23 protein-coding genes are annotated in these 25,572 nt (G+C 43.1%); 18 read left to right on the top strand and 5 right to left on the bottom strand.

The window, feature by feature from the left end; all coding sequences use genetic code 11:
* Window positions 1-206 precede the first annotated feature (206 nt).
* Window positions 207-1,298 (bottom strand): tyrosine recombinase XerS, encoded by a 1,092-nt coding sequence (xerS, locus tag ACUTVW_RS06220; protein WP_434758304.1) that lies wholly within the window; start codon window positions 1,296-1,298, stop codon window positions 207-209.
* 204 nt (window positions 1,299-1,502) lie between these two features.
* Between xerS and ACUTVW_RS06225 the strand changes: the two genes are divergently transcribed.
* The 3 genes from ACUTVW_RS06225 (at window position 1,503) to ACUTVW_RS06235 (ending at window position 3,941) form a co-directional block, all read left to right on the top strand.
* Window positions 1,503-1,991, top strand: a complete 489-nt coding sequence (locus ACUTVW_RS06225) for a GNAT family N-acetyltransferase (protein WP_445644995.1) — start codon at window positions 1,503-1,505, stop codon at window positions 1,989-1,991.
* Between the two features lie 60 nt (window positions 1,992-2,051).
* Entirely contained in the window at window positions 2,052-2,825 is a 774-nt protein-coding gene (locus ACUTVW_RS06230; RefSeq protein ID WP_445644996.1) for an SDR family NAD(P)-dependent oxidoreductase, read from the top strand.
* Window positions 2,826-3,050: 225 nt separating this feature from the next.
* Window positions 3,051-3,941 carry an aldo/keto reductase gene (locus ACUTVW_RS06235; protein WP_445644997.1) on the top strand — a complete coding sequence of 297 codons (891 nt, stop codon included), beginning with the start codon at window positions 3,051-3,053 and terminating at the stop codon, window positions 3,939-3,941.
* A 345-nt stretch (window positions 3,942-4,286) separates the two neighbouring features.
* Here the strand turns inward: ACUTVW_RS06235 and ACUTVW_RS06240 are convergent, their stop codons facing one another.
* Window positions 4,287-5,507 carry a DUF418 domain-containing protein gene (locus ACUTVW_RS06240; RefSeq protein ID WP_445644998.1) on the bottom strand — a complete coding sequence of 407 codons (1,221 nt, stop codon included), beginning with the start codon at window positions 5,505-5,507 and terminating at the stop codon, window positions 4,287-4,289.
* A gap of 267 nt (window positions 5,508-5,774) precedes the next feature.
* Here ACUTVW_RS06240 and ACUTVW_RS06245 point away from each other — a divergent pair, with 267 nt between their 5' ends.
* From ACUTVW_RS06245 to ACUTVW_RS06265, 5 genes are all read left to right on the top strand, one after another.
* Window positions 5,775-6,470: a response regulator transcription factor gene (locus ACUTVW_RS06245; protein WP_445644999.1), complete on the top strand. Its 696-nt coding sequence runs from the start codon at window positions 5,775-5,777 to the stop codon at window positions 6,468-6,470.
* Window positions 6,457-7,764 carry a HAMP domain-containing sensor histidine kinase gene (locus ACUTVW_RS06250; protein WP_445645000.1) on the top strand — a complete coding sequence of 436 codons (1,308 nt, stop codon included), beginning with the start codon at window positions 6,457-6,459 and terminating at the stop codon, window positions 7,762-7,764. Before ACUTVW_RS06245 ends, ACUTVW_RS06250 begins: the two co-directional genes overlap by 14 nt.
* Window positions 7,765-7,839: 75 nt before the next feature.
* Window positions 7,840-8,427, top strand: a complete 588-nt coding sequence (locus tag ACUTVW_RS06255; protein WP_445645001.1) for an RNA polymerase sigma factor — start codon at window positions 7,840-7,842, stop codon at window positions 8,425-8,427.
* Between the two features lie 17 nt (window positions 8,428-8,444).
* Window positions 8,445-8,888, top strand: a complete 444-nt coding sequence (psiE, locus tag ACUTVW_RS06260) for a phosphate-starvation-inducible protein PsiE (protein WP_445645002.1) — start codon at window positions 8,445-8,447, stop codon at window positions 8,886-8,888.
* A complete protein-coding gene (locus ACUTVW_RS06265) occupies window positions 8,863-9,147 on the top strand; it encodes a barstar family protein (protein ID WP_445645003.1) in 285 nt (94 codons plus the stop codon). The genes psiE and ACUTVW_RS06265 overlap by 26 nt, the downstream gene beginning before the upstream one ends.
* A gap of 261 nt (window positions 9,148-9,408) precedes the next feature.
* Here the strand turns inward: ACUTVW_RS06265 and ACUTVW_RS06270 are convergent, their stop codons facing one another.
* Both ACUTVW_RS06270 and ACUTVW_RS06275 read right to left on the bottom strand, forming a co-directional pair.
* Window positions 9,409-10,053 carry a LysE family transporter gene (locus ACUTVW_RS06270; protein ID WP_445645004.1) on the bottom strand — a complete coding sequence of 215 codons (645 nt, stop codon included), beginning with the start codon at window positions 10,051-10,053 and terminating at the stop codon, window positions 9,409-9,411.
* A gap of 192 nt (window positions 10,054-10,245) precedes the next feature.
* Window positions 10,246-10,995: a YqcI/YcgG family protein gene (locus ACUTVW_RS06275; RefSeq protein WP_445645005.1), complete on the bottom strand. Its 750-nt coding sequence runs from the start codon at window positions 10,993-10,995 to the stop codon at window positions 10,246-10,248.
* 181 nt (window positions 10,996-11,176) lie between these two features.
* On the opposite strand from ACUTVW_RS06275, the gene ACUTVW_RS06280 reads away from it, so the two are divergent.
* A complete protein-coding gene (locus tag ACUTVW_RS06280) occupies window positions 11,177-12,031 on the top strand; it encodes a manganese catalase family protein (protein WP_445645006.1) in 855 nt (284 codons plus the stop codon).
* Between the two features lie 159 nt (window positions 12,032-12,190).
* Here the strand turns inward: ACUTVW_RS06280 and ACUTVW_RS06285 are convergent, their stop codons facing one another.
* Window positions 12,191-12,547 (bottom strand): AMP-dependent synthetase and ligase, encoded by a 357-nt coding sequence (locus ACUTVW_RS06285; protein ID WP_251505069.1) that lies wholly within the window; start codon window positions 12,545-12,547, stop codon window positions 12,191-12,193.
* 137 nt (window positions 12,548-12,684) lie between these two features.
* On the opposite strand from ACUTVW_RS06285, the gene ACUTVW_RS06290 reads away from it, so the two are divergent.
* From ACUTVW_RS06290 to ACUTVW_RS06330, 9 genes are all read left to right on the top strand, one after another.
* Entirely contained in the window at window positions 12,685-14,139 is a 1,455-nt protein-coding gene (locus tag ACUTVW_RS06290; protein ID WP_445645007.1) for an amino acid permease, read from the top strand.
* Between the two features lie 187 nt (window positions 14,140-14,326).
* Entirely contained in the window at window positions 14,327-15,886 is a 1,560-nt protein-coding gene (locus tag ACUTVW_RS06295) for a glycoside hydrolase family 43 protein (protein WP_445645008.1), read from the top strand.
* A gap of 426 nt (window positions 15,887-16,312) precedes the next feature.
* Window positions 16,313-17,395 carry a helix-turn-helix domain-containing protein gene (locus ACUTVW_RS06300; RefSeq protein ID WP_445645009.1) on the top strand — a complete coding sequence of 361 codons (1,083 nt, stop codon included), beginning with the start codon at window positions 16,313-16,315 and terminating at the stop codon, window positions 17,393-17,395.
* The gene (locus tag ACUTVW_RS06305; protein ID WP_445645010.1) at window positions 17,395-18,171 is read left to right on the top strand and encodes an ATP-binding protein; all 777 of its coding nucleotides are present in this window, start codon (window positions 17,395-17,397) and stop codon (window positions 18,169-18,171) included. Before ACUTVW_RS06300 ends, ACUTVW_RS06305 begins: the two co-directional genes overlap by 1 nt.
* A gap of 363 nt (window positions 18,172-18,534) precedes the next feature.
* A complete protein-coding gene (locus tag ACUTVW_RS06310; RefSeq protein ID WP_445645011.1) occupies window positions 18,535-19,818 on the top strand; it encodes a DnaB-like helicase C-terminal domain-containing protein in 1,284 nt (427 codons plus the stop codon).
* 179 nt (window positions 19,819-19,997) lie between these two features.
* A complete protein-coding gene (locus ACUTVW_RS06315; RefSeq protein ID WP_445645012.1) occupies window positions 19,998-21,098 on the top strand; it encodes a toprim domain-containing protein in 1,101 nt (366 codons plus the stop codon).
* A gap of 104 nt (window positions 21,099-21,202) precedes the next feature.
* Entirely contained in the window at window positions 21,203-21,733 is a 531-nt protein-coding gene (locus ACUTVW_RS06320; RefSeq protein WP_445645013.1) for a sigma-70 family RNA polymerase sigma factor, read from the top strand.
* A gap of 477 nt (window positions 21,734-22,210) precedes the next feature.
* On the top strand, window positions 22,211-22,870 hold the full coding sequence (locus ACUTVW_RS06325; RefSeq protein ID WP_445645014.1) for a hypothetical protein: 660 nt from the start codon (window positions 22,211-22,213) through the stop codon (window positions 22,868-22,870).
* Between the two features lie 60 nt (window positions 22,871-22,930).
* Window positions 22,931-25,513, top strand: coding sequence for a DNA polymerase (locus ACUTVW_RS06330; protein ID WP_445645015.1), 2,583 nt, complete (start codon window positions 22,931-22,933; stop codon window positions 25,511-25,513).
* The last annotated feature ends 59 nt before the right edge of the window (window positions 25,514-25,572 follow it).

Here is a 25,572-nt window from a genome sequence, read left to right on the forward strand (position 1 = left end):
CGTTCCCTTATTATCCTTCCGTCCGTTAACGGGTGTCCACTTTTTATTCTAGCTCCATGGTGATCGTTAGAATTCCAGAAAGCTAGATTTGGCCTAAATAAGCTCATCTGAGATCGTTAGATTTTGGATTGATGAAGAGATCTGTAGAGAGCTTCAGTTTCTATCATTCATATAATAGACCTTTAGCATTAAGAACTAGTTTAACTTTAAGCGTTCTCTTCTACGCGGCGTTCAATGGCCTCCGACATCGTTTTGTCAGTCAGATGCGCATAGATTTCGGTTGTTTCGGTTGAAGCGTGACCAAGCTGCTCTTTTGTTTTATAAATGTCATTTTGCAAATAATAGTCGGTGGCGAAAGAGTGGCGTAATTTATGCACGGTCAGATAGGGCTTGCCAAAACATTTGGCATATTTCATGATCATTGCCTGAATAGCACGTTTAGTCATGCGGCTGCCTTCCGATTCCCCGTTACGGAGTGCGATAAAGAGCGCCTTTTCTCGTTTGGGTGTGCGATACCGTGATTGCCGCAGATTCATATAGGTTGCCAGTTCATCTTTGGCCTGTTCCCTGAAATATACGGGAGTTTTATACGTTTCATCATTGTTACCTTTGCGGTAAACATAAAGCAGTTTATTGCCTGGATCAAGGTCATCCACATTCAAATTAACGACTTCGGATACCCGCAGACCTGAGTTCAGAATAAGGCTGGCAATACAAGCATCTCGTTCTTTGTTCAGCTCATGTGAGTAAAGGGCTTGTTTGTTCTTTTGCATATCTATGGCGTAGCCTTCAAGGATGTAACCTATAAATTCAAGCAACTCGTTTTCTTCCAGTATTTTTCCTTTGAGTTTCGCGGCGGTGTCTTTTGGTTTATGGGTGCGTTTGATCTCAATCTTGGCCATGATATTCCGTTTAAGAAGGGGATAGAAGTCTTCATCTTCAGCAATCTGGCTTAAATAATGAAATAACGACCGCAGGGAAGATAGTTTACGTGAAACCGTAATTCTCGAATTGGTGCCCTCGCGTCTCGTGGTCAGGAATAATCGGTACGCAGTAACGGAATCCATACGAAGCACTTCCAGTTCGGTCAATGTCACCCCTTGGTTCGAGTCAGCCTGGGACAACCCTTCTGCACGCAGCCAGCTAAAAAAGGTATCATAATCTCTCAAGTATTCTAGCAATGTAGACGGAGAGAGGTCAGGCAGTTTATAGTCAATGAATTGCTGAACAAACCAGGGCATTGAGGGTAGTTTTTCATCCAGTTTACGTCGGTCAATCTCTTTTTGCACGTTGGTCAAATTCGGCACCTCCATATGAACGATTGTTTTATCAAAGTATATTAAGTGTACCATAATTTACATGCAATCATCTTGTTTAATATTACTGGTATATATGCAAATAACTAGGCTGTTCATGCTAAGCCATGTCATGTTATTGCCCTACATCTTATAAAGGTTTACAGTATGTTATACATGCAGACTAGACTAGAGGAGGCGAACCAAATGAATATGCAGATTGAGATGGTTCCCCGCGAACGCAGTCAGGTGATTCGGCATCTCATGCAATTTTATCTCTATGATTTTACGAAATATCTGAATATTGATGTAGATCAGGATGGCATATTTCCGGAATATCCGGGTCTGGATGCTTTCTGGACGGAGACAGGTCGAAAATTTCCTTTTCTGATCACGAGTGAAGGAGCACCGGCTGGATTTGCACTTGTGGAGAAGTTAGAACCAGGGAGCAAGGATAATGACTACTATTTGACTGAATTTTTTGTTATGCAAAAATACAGGCGCAGCGGCATTGGAACACAAGCCGCGTATGAATTGTTCAGACGTTTCCCCGGACGATGGAAAGTAACACAGGTTCGAAACAATATGATTGCGCAGGCGTTCTGGCGTAAAATCATTGGCGATTATACGGGAGGGCGTTTTCGAGAAAAATTCCATCCGGAACTGGGCAATCCTAGTCAGTATTTCTTAACCTGATACAAATATTAGGACAAGTCTATATAATAAAGTCAGAATTTCGAAAAAGGAGGGATAATTATGACCGCACCGGCATTTCATCTGGATGGACAAACAGCACTGGTCACAGGTGCAGGCAGGGGGATCGGCAAAGCACTTGCTATCGGTCTAGCCGAATCGGGAAGCAACGTCGTGCTTGTATCCCGCACCATGAAGGAGATTGAAGAAACAGCAGCGACGATTACTGAACAGACGGGACGCAAAGCATTGGCTCTCTGCGCGGACGTAACTTCTAAAGAACAGATGCAAGAGACTTTCGAGCAGGCGATCTCCGAGATGGGACGTATTCATATTCTCGTGAACAATGCAGGTATGAACATCCGAACGCCAGCCCTGGAAGTAACAGATGAACAGTGGGAAACGATCATGCAAACGAATCTTAAATCAGCTTTTTTTGCTTCACAATGGGCGGGTCAGCATATGAAGCCGTATGGGGATGGGAAAATTATTAACATCTCATCGGTCGGCGGACATACAGCATTGCGAACAGGTGTTGTATACGGGGCAACAAAAGCGGCTTTAATTCATATGACGAAGGTGCTGGCGCTGGAATGGGGGAAATACGGTATTCGTGTGAACTCGGTTGGGCCTTGGTATTTCCGCACCCCGCTGACGGAGAAACTGCTTGATGATCCGCAGTATATGCAAGAAATTACTAGTCGTACTCCGCTTGGGCGTGTAGGGGAATTACAAGAGATTGTTGGCCCCGTTGTTTTTCTTGCTTCGGATGCAGCAGGTTATATTACAGGTCAGACTCTATTGGTGGATGGTGGCATGTCTATTTACGGTTTCTAAACGTATTCACGTATATTGGTGTACGAGAGAAGTTTTTTTAAAAATGTGCTGCTTTCTGCCGCAACGGGTAATAACATATGAACGCGACATAAAACATGAAATACGAAACCGTGCAGACAAGTCAACGTGCAAGTGATGCAAATGAGATCATACGAAGAAGACGAAAGTCTCCTGTATCGTACTTATCTTGTTTAAGCCACTAACCTATTCTGGAGGAGGATCACGATGGAACTTCGTAATTACGGAAATACCGGGATGAAAGTCAGTACACTTGGTTTTGGCGGCTCTGAGATTCGGGATGCATCCAAGGCAAACGTAGAATTGTTACTTAATCGTGCTTTGGATGCGGGTCTAAATATGATTGATACAGCGGAATGTTACGGGGACAGTGAGGAAAAAATCGGCGACGTGTTGGGACATCGCAGGCAAGAATATTTTCTTTTTACCAAATGTGGACATGCAGCAGGTGTGGACGGGCCCAACTGGGATGCCAACGTGCTCGAACAGACTATTGATCGTAGTCTCAAACGCTTAAAAACGGATTATGTGGATGTAATCCACCTGCACAGCTGTTCGGAAGAAGTGCTTCGACAGGGTGATGTGATTGAAGTGCTGCAACGGGCAAAAGAGGCAGGTAAAACCCGTTTTATCGGGTATAGCGGTGATACGACAGATGCATTATATGCTATCCGTACAGGTGTATTCGACAGTCTGGAGACATCGTTAAATATTGCTGATCAGGAAGCGATTGAACTGACTTTGCCTGAGGCGTGTAAACGAAATATGGGCATTATTGCTAAAAGACCGATTGCCAATGTAGCATGGATGTACGATACGGCAACGGAAGAAGATTATGCTTATGACTATTGGAAACGGTTAAATGAGCTGAAATATGACTTTTTGAGCGAAGAAGCACAGCGAGTGGTGGAAATTGCTCTTCGGTTTACGCTCAGCACCGAAGGGGTGCATACCGCAATTGTGGGAACTGCCAAACCTGACCGTTGGCAACAAAATGCTGATCTGGTGGCGAATGGGCCGCTAGAGAAGGAACAATATGAGGCTATTCGTGCACGTTGGAAAGAAGTCGCACGAGCTGACTGGACTGGCCGCATCTAATCCAAATTCATTCAAACCACGTTAAAAGTAGTTGTTTTGAATAAATCAGAATTTTTCAATGATTAGGATTTCTGGAAAACTGCCTTTTGTGGGCAGTTTTTTTGTGCTCAGAATAAGGTGAGATGAGCGGAAAGGCAGAAAGATCAACTACTTAAACTTCGAAATATTATTTTTTCAACATATGAAAAATTCACAATAGAAAGCGATCCAAAACCAAACCCTGTAATAAAGGTGGGGGATGGTTGCGTTCGGCAAAAGTTTAAAAAAAGCCCCTTAAGGGGCTTCTGGTGAGGTGGAACGTATCGCATACACAATTTGGCTCGACTCACTGCTTATTGACGCAAGTCACTGTTCAATGGCTGGACGAGTGTGGCCGGAATTTTTGGAAGTACGGTTAACCTTACCATACGTAAGCTTTCGCCAGATTGATTCCATTGGCCCGGTCTTGAAACGTTTTAGCCACAGCGAGGCGAATATTACAAGCACGACATACACAGCTATACTAAGCATAAGTGTACCCATAGGTTTTATAGAACTAGCCAATCCAAATCCATATGGAAGCAGAATCATGGTTCCAATGATGGAATGAAGGAGGTAACAGGTCAGCGACATACGTCCAACTTTGGTAAATATCATCAACCCTTTTCGGAGTGCAGGAACATACAAAAACAGCATCGCAAGGCTGCTCATATAAAACATGCTTCCGGTTAAGTTCCCGTGTTGAGCCAGAATCATGAAAAGCTCCATCAAAAATGTATTTTCACTCGAAATAAGTGTATTCAGCATAGTGCTTAACTGAGTAAATATAAATGCACCCAAGCTAATGAACCAGATTCGCTTCCAAATCGATTGCTTGGATTCCATGTTTGTGAAGAAGTCCATTTTTACAAAATACATACCGATCAGGAACATCAGGAACATGGAATAAACTGTAGAAAATGAACTTGCTGCCATCACGCCCATGTCTGCCCATCTTGCTACCAAGGAGTCCAGATAGGTAAGGCTGGTATGACTGGTTAATGTGAAATCGAAATAAGTTGGCATGTCCGAAGATGTAGTTCTCATCGCATTATAAATCATCATAAATACGGAAGCCAGTAATTGCATCGATATAAGAGCGATAATCCAGCGCAAAATCGTTTTAGGCGTGCGGGCATAGAACGCGAGTAATAAAAATCCGGCTACGGCGTAAAAAGTCAATATGTCGCCAACCCATATAAAGGTGATGTGCAACAAGCCAATACAGAATAGAATGATTAACCTGCGGGCAAAAAGTTTTCGAGGATGTTCTACGCGTTGTACGGCCCGATCCATAAAAATCATAAAGCCAACACCAAATAGAAAAGAAAATAACGTAATGAATTTTCCTTCGGCGAATGTGGAAACCAGGCTGTGGACCAGATCGTTAGAAGTCATATCAAATCCCTTCATCGAGTCTACGATCAAAAAGTAATTCACAATAATAATGCCGAGCATAGCAAATCCACGAACGATATCTAAAAAATGGACACGTTCTTTCAAACTCAGGGGTTGTGCAAGATTCTCTTTTTTCGCATTCTCGTTCATAACATTTCTCCTATTCATGTTTATATTTAGCCTGAGCGAGTCTTGGTGTGTATAAATACTGCCCTTACCTTAAATAACTATAATGACCGATTCTTAACAGTTTCTGAAGGATCGTTTTTTATTTAAAATTTGTGACGAATGTATGACAAATGATTGCATTCATAAATGGTTAAGATTTATGATTTATCGTATTACCTAAGAGTTGCCGAAGGACGATATATAATGAAGACGCGTAAATAACATCAGGAATTATGAGGTGAGTAAGGCATGTCCCATCGGATATTAGTCGTAGAGGATGATCAGGATATTGGTGATCTATTAGAAGAGTCCCTTACAAGAGCGGGCAATGAGGTGTTAAGAGCCAGGGACGGACAGCGTGCGTTACAACTCGTAGATGACGATCTGGACTTGGTCATTTTGGATATCATGATGCCAGGGATCTCGGGGATTGAAACATGTGAGCGGATTAGAACTTATTCCAACGTTCCTATTCTGTTTTTAACTGCTAAATCGAGTACGCTGGATAAAACGGAAGGTCTTCTGGCAGGCGGTGATGATTATATGACAAAGCCATTTTCAGAAGAAGAGCTTCATGCCCGGGTTATCGCGCAATTACGAAGATACAAGATTTACAAGGAAAAAAAAGAAAGCGGAGATACTTTTCTTGTTGGGGGCAAATTAAAGGTCAACGAGCATTTTAATGAGGCTTCAAAAGAAGGGCAACAGATTAAGCTTTCTGATCTGGAGTATCGCATCCTGAAGCTCCTGATGAGCAAACGAAACAAAATATTTTCTGCGCATAATATTTACGAGAGTGTCTGGGAACAGCCGTATTTTTATTCTTCAAATAATACAGTGATGGTACACATTCGCAAATTGCGTGCAAAGATAGAAGATGATCCGGCGCACCCGGTTTATATCCTTACCGAATGGGGGAGAGGATACCGTTTTGGCACACCGTAAATTTACGCTTACCAAAAAATTAGCTTTAATCATTTTGCTCGCGGCTACGGTAAGTGGTCTGATCTTTATGACGATGCAGAAGATCAGTAATGGGCTGATTGACAGATACCTTAACTCGGATGAGTACTATAAGAGTGAGTCTACCCAATCGATTGCGAAGTTTAGCAATTTTGTTAAGACAAATCATCTACCATCAACTGATCGCAAGGCATTTGGGGAATGGGTGAAAAAAGAGAACTACATTATGCTTACCATCTACAAAGATCAGGTCTTGCAATATGATTCCAATTACTCGCTGGAAGATGAGTCCGGATATGGAGTAGAGCGGGAAACGTTATATGCTCAGAAACATTCATACTCAGTCATGTTTAGTGATGGAGAGGGGAGAGTGACGGTTGACGGATTTTTCTCATCCCGATATTACGATATCACCTTCACCCTGGAACTACTCAGCTCTACGTTAATCTTCCTGTTAATTGTACTGCTAGGCATTCGTCGGAGTCTCGCTTATCTAAGAACGATTCATGAGGAGATTCACATTCTTGAAGGTGGAGAGCTAAATTACGAAATGACGATTCGAGGTCACGATGAATTGGCCATGATCGCTGAAAGCATCGAAGAGCTCCGTAAAGCCTTTCTGGATAAACTGGATGCGATTGAAACATTACAAGCGGAAAGTCGCAGTCTTGTCACCGAAATGTCTCATGATATGCGAACCCCGCTGACCTCTTTGATCATGTATTTGGAGTTTGCAAAGAAAGAACAGAGTGAGTCCGTTTCAGATAATGGCCGTTACATCACGAATGCATACGGTAAAGCCATTCAACTCAAAAAGCTGTCCGATGACTTGTTTGATTATTTCCTTTTGGATAAAGAGCAAGAGGAAGACCTTGAAAGCATTGCTGTGCAGGAGGCTATTTATGATCTGATATCCGATCAGATCGCCATTCTGCGTCAGGAGCAATTTAAAGTCCGCATTATGGGTGAACTGCCGCAAGTTTATATCACGGTGAATTTGGAGGAACTCGGGCGGGTCTTTGATAATATTCTGTCCAATCTATTGAAGTATGCAGAACCCAAGGATGAAATCTGCATTACATTCAACTCGAATGCGGAGTTATTCGAGATTCAACTGACCAACACCATCAAAATTGCAGAGGATTCTCCGGAAAGTACAGGTCTGGGAGAGCGGATCATAGGCCGGATGATGAACCGTATGCAAGGGCAGTTTTCCAGGAGTCAAGAAGGAACAAGCTATCGTGTTGTGCTCAGCTTCAGTAAATCCAAGGTCTAAAACGTGCTGTTGAGTGCGTTTGCATTTCAGATAAAAATACACAAGGGGTTTAATTACATCTGTGGAGGAATCAGAATGAACCCGATAGAGAAACCTATGAAAGGCACCTTATTAGCAGCTCAATCCACGTTTACGTCACTTATGGACACGTATCAATCGATGGTATGGAGGTTGGCTTCGCGCTATTTCCGAGATCCACAGGATCGAGATGATATCGTGCAGGAGACATTCCTGCGGGTATATACGCATATCGAACAAATGAACAGCCAAAAGAATGTCGTAAACTGGATTTATACCATTGGGAGAAATGTATGTCTAGACGTTCTGCGCAAGAAAAAGAGACAGAGTCTTGCCATAAGCTCGTTATATGTAGAGGATACAAAAACGTCTCCGGATGCTACATCTGATCTAATGTCCCGTGAACCTGGCCCTGAAGAAAGGCTGATTCAGAACGAGACTTCTTCCGAGCACAAACGTCGGATCAATGATGCATTTTATCAGATTCCAGGGAAGTGGAGACACTACGTCTATCAGCGGTACTACTTGGAAATGACCGTCAAAGACATCAGTATTTTGAATGATATACCTGAAAATACGGCCAAAACGTACCTTTTTCGAGGAAGAAAACATATGAAGCAACAATTAATTGACATCACGTATTGAACTAGGAGACATGACAAATGAAAGATTTCGTTACTAAATTCCAAAAAACACCACACATTTTACAAGCGCTTCTGAATATCTGCCTGTTCTTTCTGGCCTTGGCTTTAAGCGCACTTCTAATAAGTGAGACATGGTATATTGTACAAATTGTGTACCAGTCTTTTGTAACTCGTCAAGATAGCTACTATGAAATGTTATCCGAATTGCTCGTTTTCTTCTTGTACTTTGAATTTATCGCCTTAATTGTGAAGTACTTTAAGTCTAATTTTCATTTCCCTCTTCGTTACTTTATTTATATCGGAATCACAGCGGTGATTCGCTTAATTATCATAGATCATGATCAAGCAATGTCGACGTTCTGGTGGTCGTTGGCTATTTTGATCATGGTAGGTGCTCTGTTTATATCAAATCGACGGAATCCAGGAGCTCAGAAACATGAAAAAAATGAAAGTGATCATTGATGGGAAAACGATAGGAAGCGTAGAAGATCTGCAGCGCGTACTTCAAACCGAGTTTTCGTTGCAGCCCGCTCATTTTGAGAGTATGGATGCCCTATGGGAAGCGCTAGTATGGCATGTGCCAGTGCCGGTTACGCTGGAATGGATTCATTATAACGACAGCAGAGCCGCGATTGGACCTTATGCAGATCAACTGATGAACTTACTGTACGAGGTCGATGAACAGCTAGAGGAATTGTTTAGATTTGCAGTAAAATTATAAAATTTCAACATATGAAAAATTCATAATAGATAAATCAAATAAGCTCCATTGTTACTTTACTGTATATCAACCCTATCACACTCCAATCAACTCCGAGTAACGTATTAACGAACCTACACATGCTGAGGTGAACGTCAATAGAAAAGCTGCTCCTTTCGCTATGAAAGGGCAGCTTTTTTATGTTCTATAAGCAATTCGTAAGCTGAGACGGATGATAGGCGACGTATATCATAGAAGCACATTGAAGCTAGGGCTATTTATCTAAAAAATAACTTGCCACACTGCAATGACAAACTTGTACAAAAAGTAGAACGCAAAACCGATCAGAAGAACCCCCGCCAGACTCGAAACGAGCTGTACCATCTTGGCACTCATCATTTTGCGTGTGATGGATACGATGGTGAGCAGACCCAGATCATGCAACAGAATGCCGCATAATATCCCGATTGCTGCAATGATAAAACTGAGTTTTCCTGCTGATTGATAAGAGTCTGATAACACAACACCAAAGACAGAAACCCAAAACATCAGATTACCAGGGGAGATGGCTACCAACAGACCATTACGATACGTTCGCCAAAAGGAGGGGGGAGCTTGTACTGCTTTTCCGTCCGTGGTGGACAGATTTACATCTGAGTTACGTATGGAGTCATATCCCAAATAAGCCAAAAATCCCGCACCAGCCAACCATAACGGAATCTGAACGAAAGGAATGGACAGCAGCGCAGCAAACCCAAAATACATCGCAAAAATCAAAACCGTATCCAGTGTCATTCCGCCCAGACCGACCGCCCAACCATGTAGGAATCCATTTCGCAGTCCCTGCTTGGTCATCTCTACCGTGATGGCTCCTACAGGCATGGCAATAGCAAGCCCAATCAGGATAAACTTCACATAAATCTCCATAATCATTTCCTTTCCGGAAGGTTGGGGTTGGGTAAACTAACAGCTACAGCTTGTCCATTTATGAAAATGCATGCTTAGGCCAGATCTATGTACCTCTTCATACCGAGTGAAAAATGAAAAAAATGCGCTCTCCTCACATGATCTGCTGGTATACAGCTTATTCGGAGGAGAGCTTTTTTAGAATGCTAAATTTTATTCTCTCGCTTTTTCTTGCTGCAGTGAGCGTAGAAAAGGACACTTGGATGGAGCCGTGTCATCATCTCGCAGAAAATACTGTTTGTACTCCAGATTTCCTTCTGCCCCGTATTGCTTTAATTCAGGATGCGCGGGAACGGTGTCGTAGGCAGCAAGCCTGGCACGAATTCTCGGGCCTATGGCTGCAGCCCGCTCGGGCTGCTCATTCCACAGATCAAGTACCCAGCGAGGTGTCATAGCGAGCATAAAATAAGGGAAATGGCGACTTTGCCTTGAGCTATGGGCTGGTGTACCGCAGTAAACGAAATATCGTTCATCGTTAAAACAGTACTCCCATAGGGGGTTCTCTGGATCTTCAGGGATATCTGCTGGCCAAGATTCGGTATCAAGAGTTCGCATCTCACTTAACAGGTTCCAGAATGATTGTTCGTAAGTGAGCACATCCTTGTGTTCCTTTTCTTGTTCAAAAAAAATAACCAGTGAAGAATAATTTCCGAAGGTACGTGAAGAAGCTCCATATTCGGATACGATTTTCGATAATTGCTCGGCAAGAGAAACTCTTTCGGACTGAAATATAAATCCATAACGAAGGTGACCCAGTGCGTACGCTTGGGTAGCAGGAATACAGGGAAACCTGGCCTCCCGGTCACTCATCTTGGCGGAAAATAACCGATAAGCATCTCTTTGCCATTGAGCAAGAGGAAGCTCACCATTTACCATATCGGCAGAAGAAAACAACAGAGACATTGAGTAATCCTCCTTTTACTTATAGGATATAGCCCGTAAGCAAAATGGTGACTGTCCATGTCATCCGATTCGAATATTATTGAAATGGTGTACCCTAAAGATTACTAATTGTAAAAGTACATATATCCATAAAAATCGTAGGAAACTAGGCTCGTAAGCAATTAAAGAATGGAGGACTAACATGTTTTTCTATCGTGAAGACCTGATTAATCTGATTGTACCGGACAAGCCCGATCCGGCTGCAGCCAAGGTACTACAGGAAACGCTCGGTGGTCAGTTCGGTGAAATGCGTACCATGATGCAGTTTTTCTTCCAAAGCAGCAATTTTCGGGGGAAAGCAACACAATATAGAGATTTGATTCGCGGCGTGTTTCTGGAGGAGTTAAGTCACATTGAGCTAGTACAGCAAACCATTAACCAGTTGTTAACTGGAGCTGGAGCAGCTGGGGCCGGAAATGCCGGTGTAGACGGTGCTCCACTGGATGAAGCGATCAAACATGCCAACCCTCATCATTATATTATGGGAGCACAGAGCTCTTTACCTGTAGATGCTGCCGGCAATCCGTGGCTGGGCAATTATGTGTATGATCATGGAAATCTAGTCAGCAATCTGTTAGATAACATTGTTCTTGAATCCACTGGTGTTCTGCAAAAATCAAGAATATATGAGATGAGCACCAATAAGGCGTTTCGCGAGACGCTGGGTTTTCTGATTGTTCGGGATAATGCACACCAAAATGCATTTGCGAAAGCACTGGAGACACTTGGCGTGGATTGGGGCGGAATATTCCCGATTCCGAATTATGACATTAACAAATATCCGGAATGTCGAAAATATGTCGATATGGGCTTCCACAACGCACAATTCAATTTCCGTTTGGACAATACACGTATAGCTGAAATTTTCAGTGGTCAAACGCCAAGCCGCAACGGGGGAGAACTCAGAGTGGTCGATCCACCTCAGGGCCATCCGCTTCCATATATGCCAGAGCTACCGAATGAACATAGCCCGGGCACACATGATTTACATGCTTAAGTTTTAAAAGGAATGATCGACTGACTATGCGTTCTATGAACTCAGCTCAGATAGAGACCCTACGGGGTCTTTTTTTTAATCTGAATTAGTTGAAACATCAAAAGGAGCCCGTTAAACGAGCTCCTTGTTTTTCCTTTTTATAGACTAACTCTTCTCAACCTATTGACGATGCTGGTTCGAGAAATTGCCAAAAGATTGACTTTGACCTTGAATGGTCGTGTTAGGTGTATTGTACGGTTGGTCGATGTAAGACACATGCTGGGAAGATGTATTCGCAAGCTGTTGAGCGAGGTTGGAAATTTGTTGAAGCTGCTGAATCGCTGTCTGATGGCCTTGCAATGCCGTTTGAATAATATGAGCCGCTTGCTGCTCGCGCTGGGCCAGTTGCTCCAGTTGTTGTGCATTACTTTGCTCTTGTCTCAGCAATTGTTGATATTGCATGGATGCTTGTTGTGTTTGTTGTGTCAACTGTTGAGCGAGCTGAGTAATCTGTTGTGATTGCGAAAATTGGTTCATGAACGGTGCCTCCTAAGTGTTTGAATTTACCTGTGTATTATGCTGAGAGGGTTGAAGAAATATTCAGGGAGATGTTTTGCTGAAAATAGGGAAGGCTACGTATTGCGATTACAATACACTGGAAAGGGATTGACGAAATGGGTCAAGCTTCAAGCAGCAAGTCATCGGGAGAAAAGAAATTGAAATGGTGGCAGCTCAGTCTGCTGGGCGTTGCGGGCACCATTGGAACGGGCTATTTTCTCGGCTCAAGTCTAGCTATTACCATCGGCGGTCCCGCCGTAGTTATTGCTTATGCACTTGCTGCGTTAGGTACATACGTTGTTTTTGATGCATTGGCACGCATGACTTCAGATCATCCGGAACAAGGATCGTTTCGTTCTTATGCCAAGAAAGCTTTTGGTAATTGGGCAGGTTTTGCCAGTGGATGGGTCTATTGGTTTTCGGAACTTCTCATAATGGGGAGTCAGTTGACTGCACTATCTATTTTTTCACGTTTCTGGTTTCCCAGTGTGCCACTATGGATCTTTGCCGCGGGTTTTGGAATCGTCGGTTTATGTATCGTGTTCTTCGGGAACAAGGGATTTGACCGGGTAGAAAATGTACTGGCAGTCATTAAAATAGCAGCTATAATCATGTTTCTTGTTCTGGCGATCGCTTTGCTTGCCGGTTGGATAGGCGGCACAAAATATGCACACAAAGTGCCGATGGATATGCCTTCCATTTTTCCGAAAGGCGGTCTGGGTTTGTGGTCAGCCTTCCTGTTTGCGTTCTATGCGTATGGGGGTATTGAAGTGCTCGGCATTATGTCGTATCGACTGGAAAAACCGGAAGATGCACCGAAGGCGGGCAAAGTCATGCTGATTTCGTTGTCTTTGGTGTATGTTGTATCCATTGGGCTTGCGTTAACGATGGTGCCGCTGTCTGCTTTTAATCCGAAGGAGAGCCCTTTCGTACTTGCACTGAGCAGTGATCACCTCGCTTTTGTCCCGCATTTGTTCAACGGCGTTCTGATTGTGGCGGGTTTCTCCACGATGACTGCATCGCTCTATGCAGTAACGTCTATGATGATTACGCTGGCACAGGAAGGGGATGCGCCAAAGTTATTCTCACAGAAGTGGAAGAAGAAATATCCTCTATTTGCGTTGTGCCTGATCGGATGCGGTTTGATTGGTACCATTATCATGTCGCTGCTGCTTCCTGGAAAAGTCTATGAATATGTAACGACAGCTGCAGGTTTAATGCTGATGTATAACTGGCTGTTCATCTTACTTTCCTCAGGCAGATTGTTAAAATCTTGTACAATAGATGTCGTAAAACGGTGGATTGGACTGGTGCTGATCAGTGCGGCTGTAATAGGAACTCTTTTTCACGGTTTAAGCCGGCCGGGTTTCTTTATCAGTTTAATGCTGGTATCTCTGATTGCTCTAAGTGATATCATCGTGCAACGTAAGCGCAAAAAAACATCATCTGTTGCATTTGCTGCAGATGCAGTGCAACAGGAACAGAAGGAGCAAGCAGATGAGAGTAGCCCATCGGAGAGAGCCGGCTTTCACATTACAGGTATTCGAAAACAGAAGAGTAAAATGAAGTGAACACTTTAGGACAAAAACGTTATAACCTTTCTTTAAAACACGATTCCTGTACACGTCGGGATCGTGTTTAATGCTATCTAATCTATTAACTTTCAAGTAGTATAATGATTACGAGATTCGTAGTGTAAGGTCTCGAAGCCTCAATTAGATAGTGAACTGCATCCCAGAAAAGCGATGGAGGACAACGATGATGAACAAAGATTACGTATTGCTTTCCAATGAAGGAAAATGGGGTGATCAAGGGGACGGTACTTATGTCAATCCAGTCTTGCCCGGAGATTACTGCGATCCAGATGTTATAAGCGTTGGGGAAGACTATTATGCAATCTCTTCCACGTTACATTGTTCACCAGGTATGGCTGTTCTGCACTCTAAAGATCTCGTGAATTGGAATGTCATTAGTCATGTCGTAGAGGATTTAACAGTGATCGGGCCAGAATATCGGTATGATCGAATGAACCGTTATGCAAAAGGAGTCTGGGCAGGAGCTATCCGTTTTCATGACCAACAATTTTGGGTGTATTTTTTTACGCCGGATGAAGGTTTGTTCGTGAGTACAGCTGAAGATCCTGCCGGCCCATGGGAGCCTCTTCATCATAGTTGGGAAATCGCTGGCTGGGATGATTGTTGTCCTTTCTGGGATGATGACGGTCAAGGATATCTGGTCGCTACGAATTTTGCTAACAATTACAATATTCATCTGTTTAAACTTAGTGAGGATGGAAAACAAATTTTGCATGACAGTGGTGTCGTGATCCATCAATATAAAGGTAGTGAAGCGAGTAAGCTTTATAAAATAAACGGACTTTATTACATTTTTCACAGTGAGGTTCGACCAATGAATGGTGAAGATGTAAGGGTTGTTATGATGCTTCGTTCGGAGCAACTATACGGCCCTTACGAAGAAAAAGAGTTAATTCATACGCATGGCGTGGAAATGGACCGCGAACCGAATCAAGGCGGGCTTGTACCAACACCGTCTGGAGAGTGGTATTTCATTAGTCATCAAGGAGCCGGTGGTTACTTTGAGGGTAGAACACTTCATCTGCTTCCGGTTTCATGGATAGATGGTTGGCCAATCATTGGTGAGGATACAGACGGTGACGGCGTTGGAGAGATGGTTTGGGGAGGAACAAAACCAATTCTAGGCTATCCTAAAACAACCTTAACCGTGAATGATGATTTTAATAAGCCTGTACTCCGGTCTCACTGGGGATGGAACCACCAGCCCAAAGCAGACATGTGGTCTTTGACAGAGAGGCCGGGATATTTGCGGTTACATGCCTGTCTTCCTTCCGAAAGGAACGATTTCTTTAAGATACCGAATACTCTTTCCCAACGGGCGTATCGTGTTCCTCATAACGTAGTGACTGCCAAGTATGATCTAAGGGGTATGGTTGACGATCATGAAGCGGGTCTATGCCATTTTGGACAAACCTATTGTACGATCGGTGTTCATCAGCAGCAAGGAACGCGGATATTGAAGTACAACAATTCAGGTACAATCGAATGGGGACCATCTATTGATGCGGATGTGACTAACCTGTGGTTAAGATCGATTTGGAACTTGCGTGGTGAAAACAAGTATGAATACAGCCTCGATGGAGAGAACTTTATTCCCTATGGGGAAGTCTATCAACTAGGTTGGGGACACTATCGGGGAGATCGAGTTGGGGTGTACAACGTGAACTATGAAAGAGAGCAAGGGTATGTGGACGTGGAACACTTCAATTACGAGTCGAGATGAGCGAGTCTAATTTTTTCTGAATACGAACAAGACCGAGAAGAGGAATATGTTATTCTTCATCTCGGTCTGTTTGGCCACCACGGAGCACTTTATTCGCTATAAACCTCTCCATAATGCATCGCCTCGTTTGTGGGATTCTCGTTTTTAATGCCCATTGCTAATCCTCTATTAGTTGATTTTCCCCACTGCGTTAGGATTCCCATGGCTTGGCCAAGGACCTGACCTGACCGATATGGAAATCAAGAAGCCGACGAACTCTTACCTTCCCTGACGCAACGCACTCCAAATTCATTAAAGAACGCTGAGCATCTTTTTCCATACATAGATCGACTATTGATAGCAGAGGGGTTGAGACATATGTAAGATCTCCCGCAACTTTGATAATACTTGCGCCGATCAGTTAAAGAGTAGGGAGATGATTTAACCATGGAGCAATACAAAGGACAGGTGATCGTATCTAGCGAAAAGCAATTCGTCTACCGTGACTCCGAAAACAGAGGACATGTGCAACTGCCGAATATGGTGGTCTCTTGTTTGGAATTATCGGACACGTCTAAGATAGCCTATGGCGTGATATCCAAGTACGTTTTTGAGAACGGAAGAGAAGCATTCCCTGCTGTATCACGAATTGCCATGGCTTGCAACTGCACCAAGAAAACAGCAATCAAGTACATTGACGAACTCTGCGAGAAGGGATTCATCCTGAAGGAACGTAACGGTAATCGGAAGACGAACTCCTACTATCTGATGGACATAGACAAGATTGACCATTTACATGTATCTGAAATGTTCTGGCGGTCTGTAAATTCCGTGTACAAAGAAGTTGAGGTTTGTCTATACGAAGATATATATGAAGGCTTTATTAAGATGCTTGAGAAGCTTAAAAAAGAGGGTGTCATCTTTCGGGAGATTCCTGTCGATGCTGAGACTGAATCACATATACGCGAGACCCTTTTAAGCAGGGTAAAGAAGGTAGGGGAAGATGTGTTCAACCCTCCGTACGGTGGAAAGGCGAAGCCTGATATCTCTGACAAACCTGTGGCAAAGGAAGTAATGAGAAACGTTTTAGGCGACACAGTCGAAAAATCGGACAACTTTTGGGGAGGGAAAGGCAGGTTCTCCCTACCTGAAGACATTGACCGATGGAAGAACGACAACTTCGTTCAGTACTTCTACGAGAAGTTTATTGATGCTACAGATAGAACACACGAAACCGTCCGAAGTAAACATCGTGGAATAATGGGGCGCTTGCTCAAGAATGTTGACGGCAACAAGGTGCTAATGAAGCGAAGAATAGATGCCTTTTTCCAAATTGGATATGACAATCAATCCCTGGAGTGGTTCAGTACCTCAGGACGGGCGGCAGAGATTGATTTGTTTGTCGAGCAAGGTAATAAACCATTCTATATCGAGAAGCAAGAGAAGAAGGAAATGATTCAGAATACCGTACAGACCAAGAGCGGCATGTCTGCTGAGGACTTCCTGAAGAGGATTAGAGGAGGTAACTAATGAGTATATTGACTGGGACAACGACAGAACTGTTTAGCACATGTGAAGCCTGTGTGGTAAAGGACTGGTGCAAACTTCGTAGCGGTGAAGTGAAGTTGCCACCCGAGCATATGCTCACCTATTGTGTGGGCTACGACAAACTGGAAAAGGCTATAGGTTTGGCTAAAATCCCCAAGGAGTACCGTACTGCCAACCTGCACAACTATATTGAAGATGCGGACAACACTGACTTTGTACCCATCCTGAAGGACTTATTATCTAATTCGGTAGGCTTTGTCACTTCAGGTACGAACCTTGCCTTGATTAACCGGGGCAAAGGTACAGGTAAATCCTGGACAGCAAGTGCCGTTCTTAATGAGTTTATTTACAAAGTTTGTCGTGATCCGCAATGGTTTGATTATGAAACTCCCGTAGGAATGTATGTGAAATTTGGAGCTTGGGCTAACCGTCAGCGAGATATTTACACTCGCAATGACGAGAAGTTTACCTACGAAGCCCACCGAGAACTCAACCAGATGAAAGACGTCCCGCTACTGATACTGGATGATATCGGGAGCGGTCGAATGACCCCAATTATTCGAGACCTTATCTATGATGTTATTGACTTCCGCAAAGAAGAACAGAAAAGCACAATCTTTACAAGCAATTTCCCTGTTTCAATATTACGTCAAGATGACATGCTTGGAGACATGGTTGTATCTCGAATGCTTTACAATACGATGGTTATTCCGTTGGGCGGCAGAGACAGAAGAGAAGATAATACCTACAACTACTAAACTTAAGTAGAGCGTTCGTTGATGTGTTTAATGAAGACATACATATTGTTAGAGATGCAAGCGAAAACAGCCCAAAGTAGCACCGATCAGACAACTTCGTTGCGCTGGTCGCGTGACCTACCTTAACAACAGTCGCTATATGAAAAACCGTAGGCCTAAAGGACTCACCGAATGCAATTACTTTTCTAATTGTATTCGGTGATTCCTTTCTTGTTTCCGAAATATACCAATTACTTATCAGTGGAAGAAGTGATTGATAAGGGAAATGAATTCACATAGAGCCTTAGCTGGAAGCCCTCCGCACCTTTTTCCGTACATGACTCGACTACTAAGAGTGTAATCGGAAATTGGGAGGGGAACACAATGGCGGCAATCGAAGAACTTCAGCTACTTAACCACATCCTAAACGTCAAAGAGTGGGGCGTTGTCGAGGATGCAGGAATTACTGAGGGCTATTTTCAGGTACACAAAGACACCTTCGAGTACGTCAAAGGCTTCAAAAAGAACAATGGATACCTGCCAACAATAGAAACGGTATTGAACAAGTTTGATACGTTTGAGTTAGTGGAATTGGAGAACATTGACCATGTTGTGCGAGCGGTGAGGGAGGACTTTCTTTATAGGGAGTTCAAACCGATTCTGGTATCTGCTTCGGAGACTTTCGCCAAAAAGGAAACGACAGCGGCTATTCAACAACTTCAGATGGAAGCAGGAAGATTTCTGAAGTCTATCGGCTTAAGCGGTCAGGGCTACTCCTACATCAAGAACGCTCAAGAACGTCTCGATGCTTATAACAAAATCCACGGTAAGGCACAAGATGAAATTATAGGAATGACTACTGGATTCAAACCGCTTGATTTAGCGACCAACGGACTAGAATACACAGATGGAGCGGTCGATTACTTTCTAGTGTTCGCGCCAACAAACATGGGAAAAACCCTCATATCATCTTTTATGATGTCAGCGGCATGGAACAGTACATTAGATGATGACTATCCAGCCTACTTCGCATTGGAGCAAAGAGCGTCAGAAATTGCCCATAACTGGGACAATACACTCGCGAAAGTGTCACGCCTTGCTTTAACACGCGGTACGCTCTCTAACGAAAAGCGAGATGCTTATGCGGAGTTTGTTGACCGCCTCAAGCAGAAGAAGAAAGACATGGCGATTTACGACCTTAAGAGTAACGGCGGCAAGCCTTACACGATTGACGAAATCCACCGGATACTCGAACGAGAAGGTCACAATCGTTGGACACTCGACCAATTATCCAAGTTACGACTTACCTCACGGAGTAATGGCGATCTTAGACAGCGGCTGTTTGATGTATCGGCTGGAGTCCGAGACTTAATTCTCGATACGGGTAAGCCCGCAATAGTTGTCGCACAAGCGAACCGCGATGCCCTTAAGAAAGTAAAAAGGGATATTACGGAGAGCGTAGATGCGGGAGACATTGGGGAGACCTTCGCCATCGTACAGGATGCTTCAAAGGGCATCTCCATCGTAAAAGTGAGTGACAACACCTTTAGAATCTTGGTCATAAAAAATCGTGAAAATGCAAGCGGGCAATCGTTCCTTGTGCGCTATGACTTCGACACTGGTACCGTCTCCATCCTGGATGACTCCATTGACGAACAATACTTCTAAGAGAGAGGGAGGGACTAGCCTATGCGGGTACAACTGTATCTTAACTCTGTTAGCTTAGGAGCGTATAGGGAGGGTAAGGAGGTAACGGCTTACTGCGAATACGTTCCGAACTTCTTCAATGTGCACGTCGATGTTCATGAGGAGGAGGCAGAAATCCACCCTCCTGGTTCCACCCAGATATGGGGGAAAAGGAAGTGATAAATCTCTCTCTCAAACAAGAGAATCCAAATATTGAGATTCTTGAATCCTTGTACATTGATCCTGAAGAGTTAACAGATGAGCTCAGGTTCTCTTATCAGCATCTCTCGAAGGTTCTCAGTAACCCTAAAGCATTCACAGGACTGAATGATACGGGTGAATGGGTCATGAGTTGCTGTCCATTACACGCCGAAACAAGGGCATCTTTTGGCATTTCTAAAGAACCGCCCTATCACTGTAACTGCTTTTTTTGTGGCTACTTAGGAACCATAGATACCTTAATAGAGAACGCTCTTGATCTGGATGAAGGAGAAGGCATTAAAGTTTTGCTTACTACCTATATCTTCGAGGAACAACGACGAACGTTCGATATGGTTGACTTCATAGATAATCGCAGGAACAAGTACGTTATTCCCAACCTTGAAGAGAGCGTTCTTACTAGCATGAAAAATTCGAGAGCTAGTAATGAACTACTCTATCAGACTGGCATGAATTACATGCGTTCTAGGGGATTTAACGACAGAACCCTTGAAACCTACGAAATCTGTGTTGACACTGCAACTGAGACAATTGTATTCCCTCAGAGGACAAGATCCGGAAAACTCCGTTTTGTGCAGAAGAGGAAGATAGGCAACAGTTATCACGGTACTAAGTTCATTAATGAAGGCAGTGCGATAAAGAAGGATATTATTTTTGGTTTGCATTTCATTAACAAACTTAGAACAACGAAAGACCGAATTAGACGGGTCAGGATGGTTGAATCACCTATCGACTGTATGTCCAACTATCAGGTGCATATCCCCGCAATCTCAATTAACGGACGTATCCTTTTTGGAAATCAAATTCGGGAGTTGCAGTTGGCTGGCATCGAGGAGATTGATTTGATGCTAGATAACGATAAAGCGGGCGAGAAGGGGATGAAAGACGCCGCAATCTTACTGGATAGGGCAGGGTTCATCGTGAACCGTGTACGCTACCCTAGCTTTCCTGCGCTCAAAGACAGCAATGAACTACTTAATGCTTGTTTACTAGACCGTCTCGAAACCTACAACGTGAACCTGATTGGGTCAATGTTCAATTAGGAAAAATTCTTCACAAAATGAATCACATCTTAATCAGGCGAGGCAACAACCACTGATATTACTAGCAACACATTACACATGGAACTGTTGGAGGAATATTAACCATGACAACTCAAACAACTATAGCAAACTTCGATATTGACTCCTTAACACCGATCTTCAAATTCATACTGAAAGGTGTGAGAAGTGAGGACCGTGAAGAAGTTCAATCAGAAGCCGTTCTTCGTATTCTTACAGCCATAGATAAAGGACAAGTTAAGAAAGATATATTCACATTCTCTCATACTGTTGTTCAACGTGCAGTATTTGACTACTACCGCAAAAACAACCGAATGATTAACAAAAACAGCACCTATGTTCATTTTTGCGATGGGGCAGATGAAGAACATGGTTCAACTATCGATTATTTCTCTTACGCAACTGAAGAGATAGGCTATGGTCTGTCTGACGTAAAAACGGATTATTTGAACAATCTCTGTATGTTTACACCGCAACAACGTCGAATCATTGATTTCATGCTCTTCACAGAGGAAGGAATCGATATGAAGCCAACAGAGATTTCTAACTTGCTTGGCTTGAACAAGTCTCATGCTTCCCGTGCGATGAAGACGTTGAAAAAATTATGTCAGGGTTAAAAGCCTAAATTACCTGCCATATAAGGTATACATAGATTATTTAGTAAAAGTGTGCTTAGGAGTATTTTGTTTATTTCTCTATTCTAAAGTATAACATACTTTGCATTAAAGTCCCTTAACTTTTCATATATATATGAAAAGTTCTCATAGAAACATTTTACAACTGGCACTTAGAGTAAGTCAACCATACTATGTAGTAAAACAATGTAATTAAAACAGGCTCTATAATCAATCGATAATTTTACATATCCTATTATGAACTCAATTCTTTAGCAGTTGAAGCAAATGACATAGATTTCTAAAGCTATATCTCGACTACTAATATTAAGGAAGAAATATTAAAAGAAGATTAAATGTCATTACATATATCGTATCCAATTTCTTGAAAAGTCATTCGCTCCTTTTTAAGAAGATGGAACGACGACTAACATTAAGAGTCAGCGAACATCAAATACAAAATACATTTGGAGGAAACACATGATGTCTAATACAGTAGTTCGTGGTCTTGGAGCAATTCTCTCTGGCGGTGCAGATTTTATGAATTTTGAAGAAGGAAAGCCGATGACTATGCTTTTCATTGACTGGTTTGAAGACCTGCTCGGTATCCGTGAGCACTATGAAGCGGCTCTGACACCAAAATACATTCGTTGCCCCGGCAAAGACATTTGCCCGCTTTGCAAAGCAAACCCTTCCAAATATCCTGCATTGCGGATTAAGTTCCGCGTGTATGACCCTGTAGTGAAGAGAGTCAAATTCGTCTCTCTGGCTAAATCTCACGTTCAAAAGTTGAACCAGGAATTCAATCTTGACGAGTGTGACCCTACTAAGAACTTCGTGACCCTATACCGCACTGGTAAAGGGGCTTCCGACACTGCCTACAGTGCTCGCCGTTATGTTACAAGCCCTGAAGCTGGAAAACCTGTTCTGGACTTCCCGACGCAAGAATTAATCGACCAGATGCCTGATATTACACCGCAAGTAACACCACATAGCCCGGCCGAGATTGCAGATATCATGCAAACGTTGGTAGCCGGTGCCCAGACTCAACCTTACGTTTATAATCAGGCACCACAAGGTGGTCAGCCATCCTATGAGCAACAAGGAGTACCTGCAACACAACGCAAACTTCCATTCTAGTCACAACAGTCAATACTATTCATCACAAAATTAATTTTATTTCGATATGGAGGGGGCATTGTGTCCGATAACGAAGTCATAAACATTATAGCTAAGGGCGAAAAAAAGTCTGCCCGAACCCTACGCACTAAGAACACAGAAATAGTTAAACAGGCAAAGAAACTAACTAAGAAAGAACAGAAAATCTTAGACATTGAATCTTCAATTGTCATGCCTGACAATTACACACTCATCAACACTCCTGAGTTACTTCAGCGGTTAGTCAACTACTATAAAGCATATAAAACGATGTATCAAGGCGATGCCTTTGTCTATCTAGACACTGAAACTTATGGACTAAACAACTGGCGGGACACTTTAATCTCAATCTCCATAGGTTTTGAATCAGAAGAGTATTTTAACATACCCATGCGGCCTTTTCTCCATGGAATGTCGATCAATATTGAAGCTTTGTCATTAGAGGAGGTTTCAAACGCCCTTAAACCATTGTTAGAAGATGAAGATATGATCGTCATGGCAAACGCCAAATTCGATATTCACGCGCTCAAGAATTGGGCAGATATTGACATTACGTTTAATATTCATTGGGACACGATGATTATGGGCGGATTGTTAAACGAAAATAAACCAAAAGGTCTGAAAGAATGGTACAACTCTTACGCTCTTCCTTGGCTAATCGAGCAGGGTAAATTGAGCCATGATGAACTTAGCCGTCCAACTTTTAAGTTTGGTAGCATGTTCGACAAAATTCCATTCGATCGTATACCTCACAGGCTTGCTAACTATTATGCTTGCCATGACGTGTTCATGACTCATTGGGTGTTCAGATATCAAAAAAGCATTGTAGAAAATCCATCTTTTGGACTAGAGGGAGTTTACCGTCTTTTTCGAGAAGTTGAGATGCCATTGCTGGCTGTTTTTGCTATAGCAGAACGACGCGGAGTAGAGCTAGACTCCAAGTTTCTTAAGGATACTGTTGGTAAAGTTCTACAAGAGAAATTGTACGAACTTAAGACAGAGATTTTCAACGTCTTAGGCGACACGATTACTCTAATGAAGTCACGAACCCGACAGCGACAAGGGATTAAGTTTAAGGAAGAGTATGAAGTAGTGGAAGAGTTTAACCTGGGTTCTCCCGCACAACTAGCCAGCAAACTATATGTAGAGCATAAGATTCTTAAGGCTGAAATGGTTTACGACAAAGATCTGAAGCGTAAAGTACCTAAGCTGTCTACAAGTAAGAAGGTACTTACTAGAAATAAGAAGGCAACCGTGACCATTGGTAATAAGACTCACAGAATTATCGACTATATTCTGGAATACCGTGGGCTGTCGAAGCTAATTGATGCGTTCTGTAATAAGCTTCCTAACGATACGGTAGAGGGAATCATTCACTGTTCCTACAACCAACTGGTAAGGACTGGACGTGTTTCCTGTTCAGCACCAAACCTTCAGCAAATCCCATCAAAATTTGACCTGATACGCCACGCCTTCCGTGCCCCTAGCGGGAGACTGCTGGTTAGCGGAGACTTCTCGCAACAGGAATTGCGCTGGTTGGCTATTTTTACTCAGGAACAAACCCTCATGGATATTTTCCGTCTAGGGCTTGATATGCACAGTAGGGTAGCGTGCCAGATTTACAGCTTCGACTATGATATGTTTGAAACGATTCGGGGTTACAAGAGGGATTCAGAAGAAGAGACCAGCACCAACATTGAAGAAGTGATTACGAAGTATGAACGTTCTCAGGAACTTATCTATGCAATAACTTACCTGAACAATAAAGAGCAGGGCGCTAACTCTTCTACTACGGAGATTGTTCGTCCGACCATTGAACGCCTTGCCGCATTTTTTGAGTTACTTCGTAAGAAGACCAAGTCCGTCGTATTTGGTGTAATTTACGGTATTACGGAGCTGGGTTTAAGCGACCAAATTGAATCCAGTAAAAAGGAAGCAAAGGAACTGATTGACGGCTTTAAGTCATCCATGCCTAACTACCTTATGTGGGAAGCAACAACCCACAAAGAGGTTATGGAGAAGGGCTACATTGAAACTGTTCTTGGACGTAAACGCAGATTCGGTGAGACCATCGCTGAAGCTAAAGAGGAGGATATGTGGAAGCGTTCGGGCTGGCACTGGAAAATTGAAAAGTGCAAGCGTCAGAGTTGTAACTCCAAAATCCAAGGCTCAAGCGCTGACCAATCCAAGAAGGCAATGGTGGAACTGTTCTACCCTAAACGACCAGATGGTACTACATGCTTAAACCGTCGTGAGTGGGTAATCAATGGCTATGTGTCTCAACTTGAGAAGGATGATATCCACCTTGTCCTTCAGGTACACGACGAGTTGATTTTCGACGTCCCTCAGACCGTTGACCCTGCCGTTCTGATATCGATTACAGATACTATGGCTAATGTTATCCCTAACGATGCGGGAGTCCAATTCAAATCGGATATCGAGATATCACCTTATTGGGGCGGCAACTTCTCGCAAGAGCAAATCCGTCTTATGAGCGAAGGTGCTCTGGATTGGAGAGATATTTTCGAAGAAGAGGTTAAGAAGAAGCTTTCCAAGTTCGGTATTGAGTATGAAGTAGGTATGTTCGCTGAGAAGGATGACGAAGAGGAAGAGGAGGCCGCATAATAACGGCTTCTTTGTTACTATCTAAGGTGAGTACCATATATTGTAGATAGCAAGTCTGG

This window comes from Paenibacillus sp. TSA_86.1 (assembly GCF_052691815.1).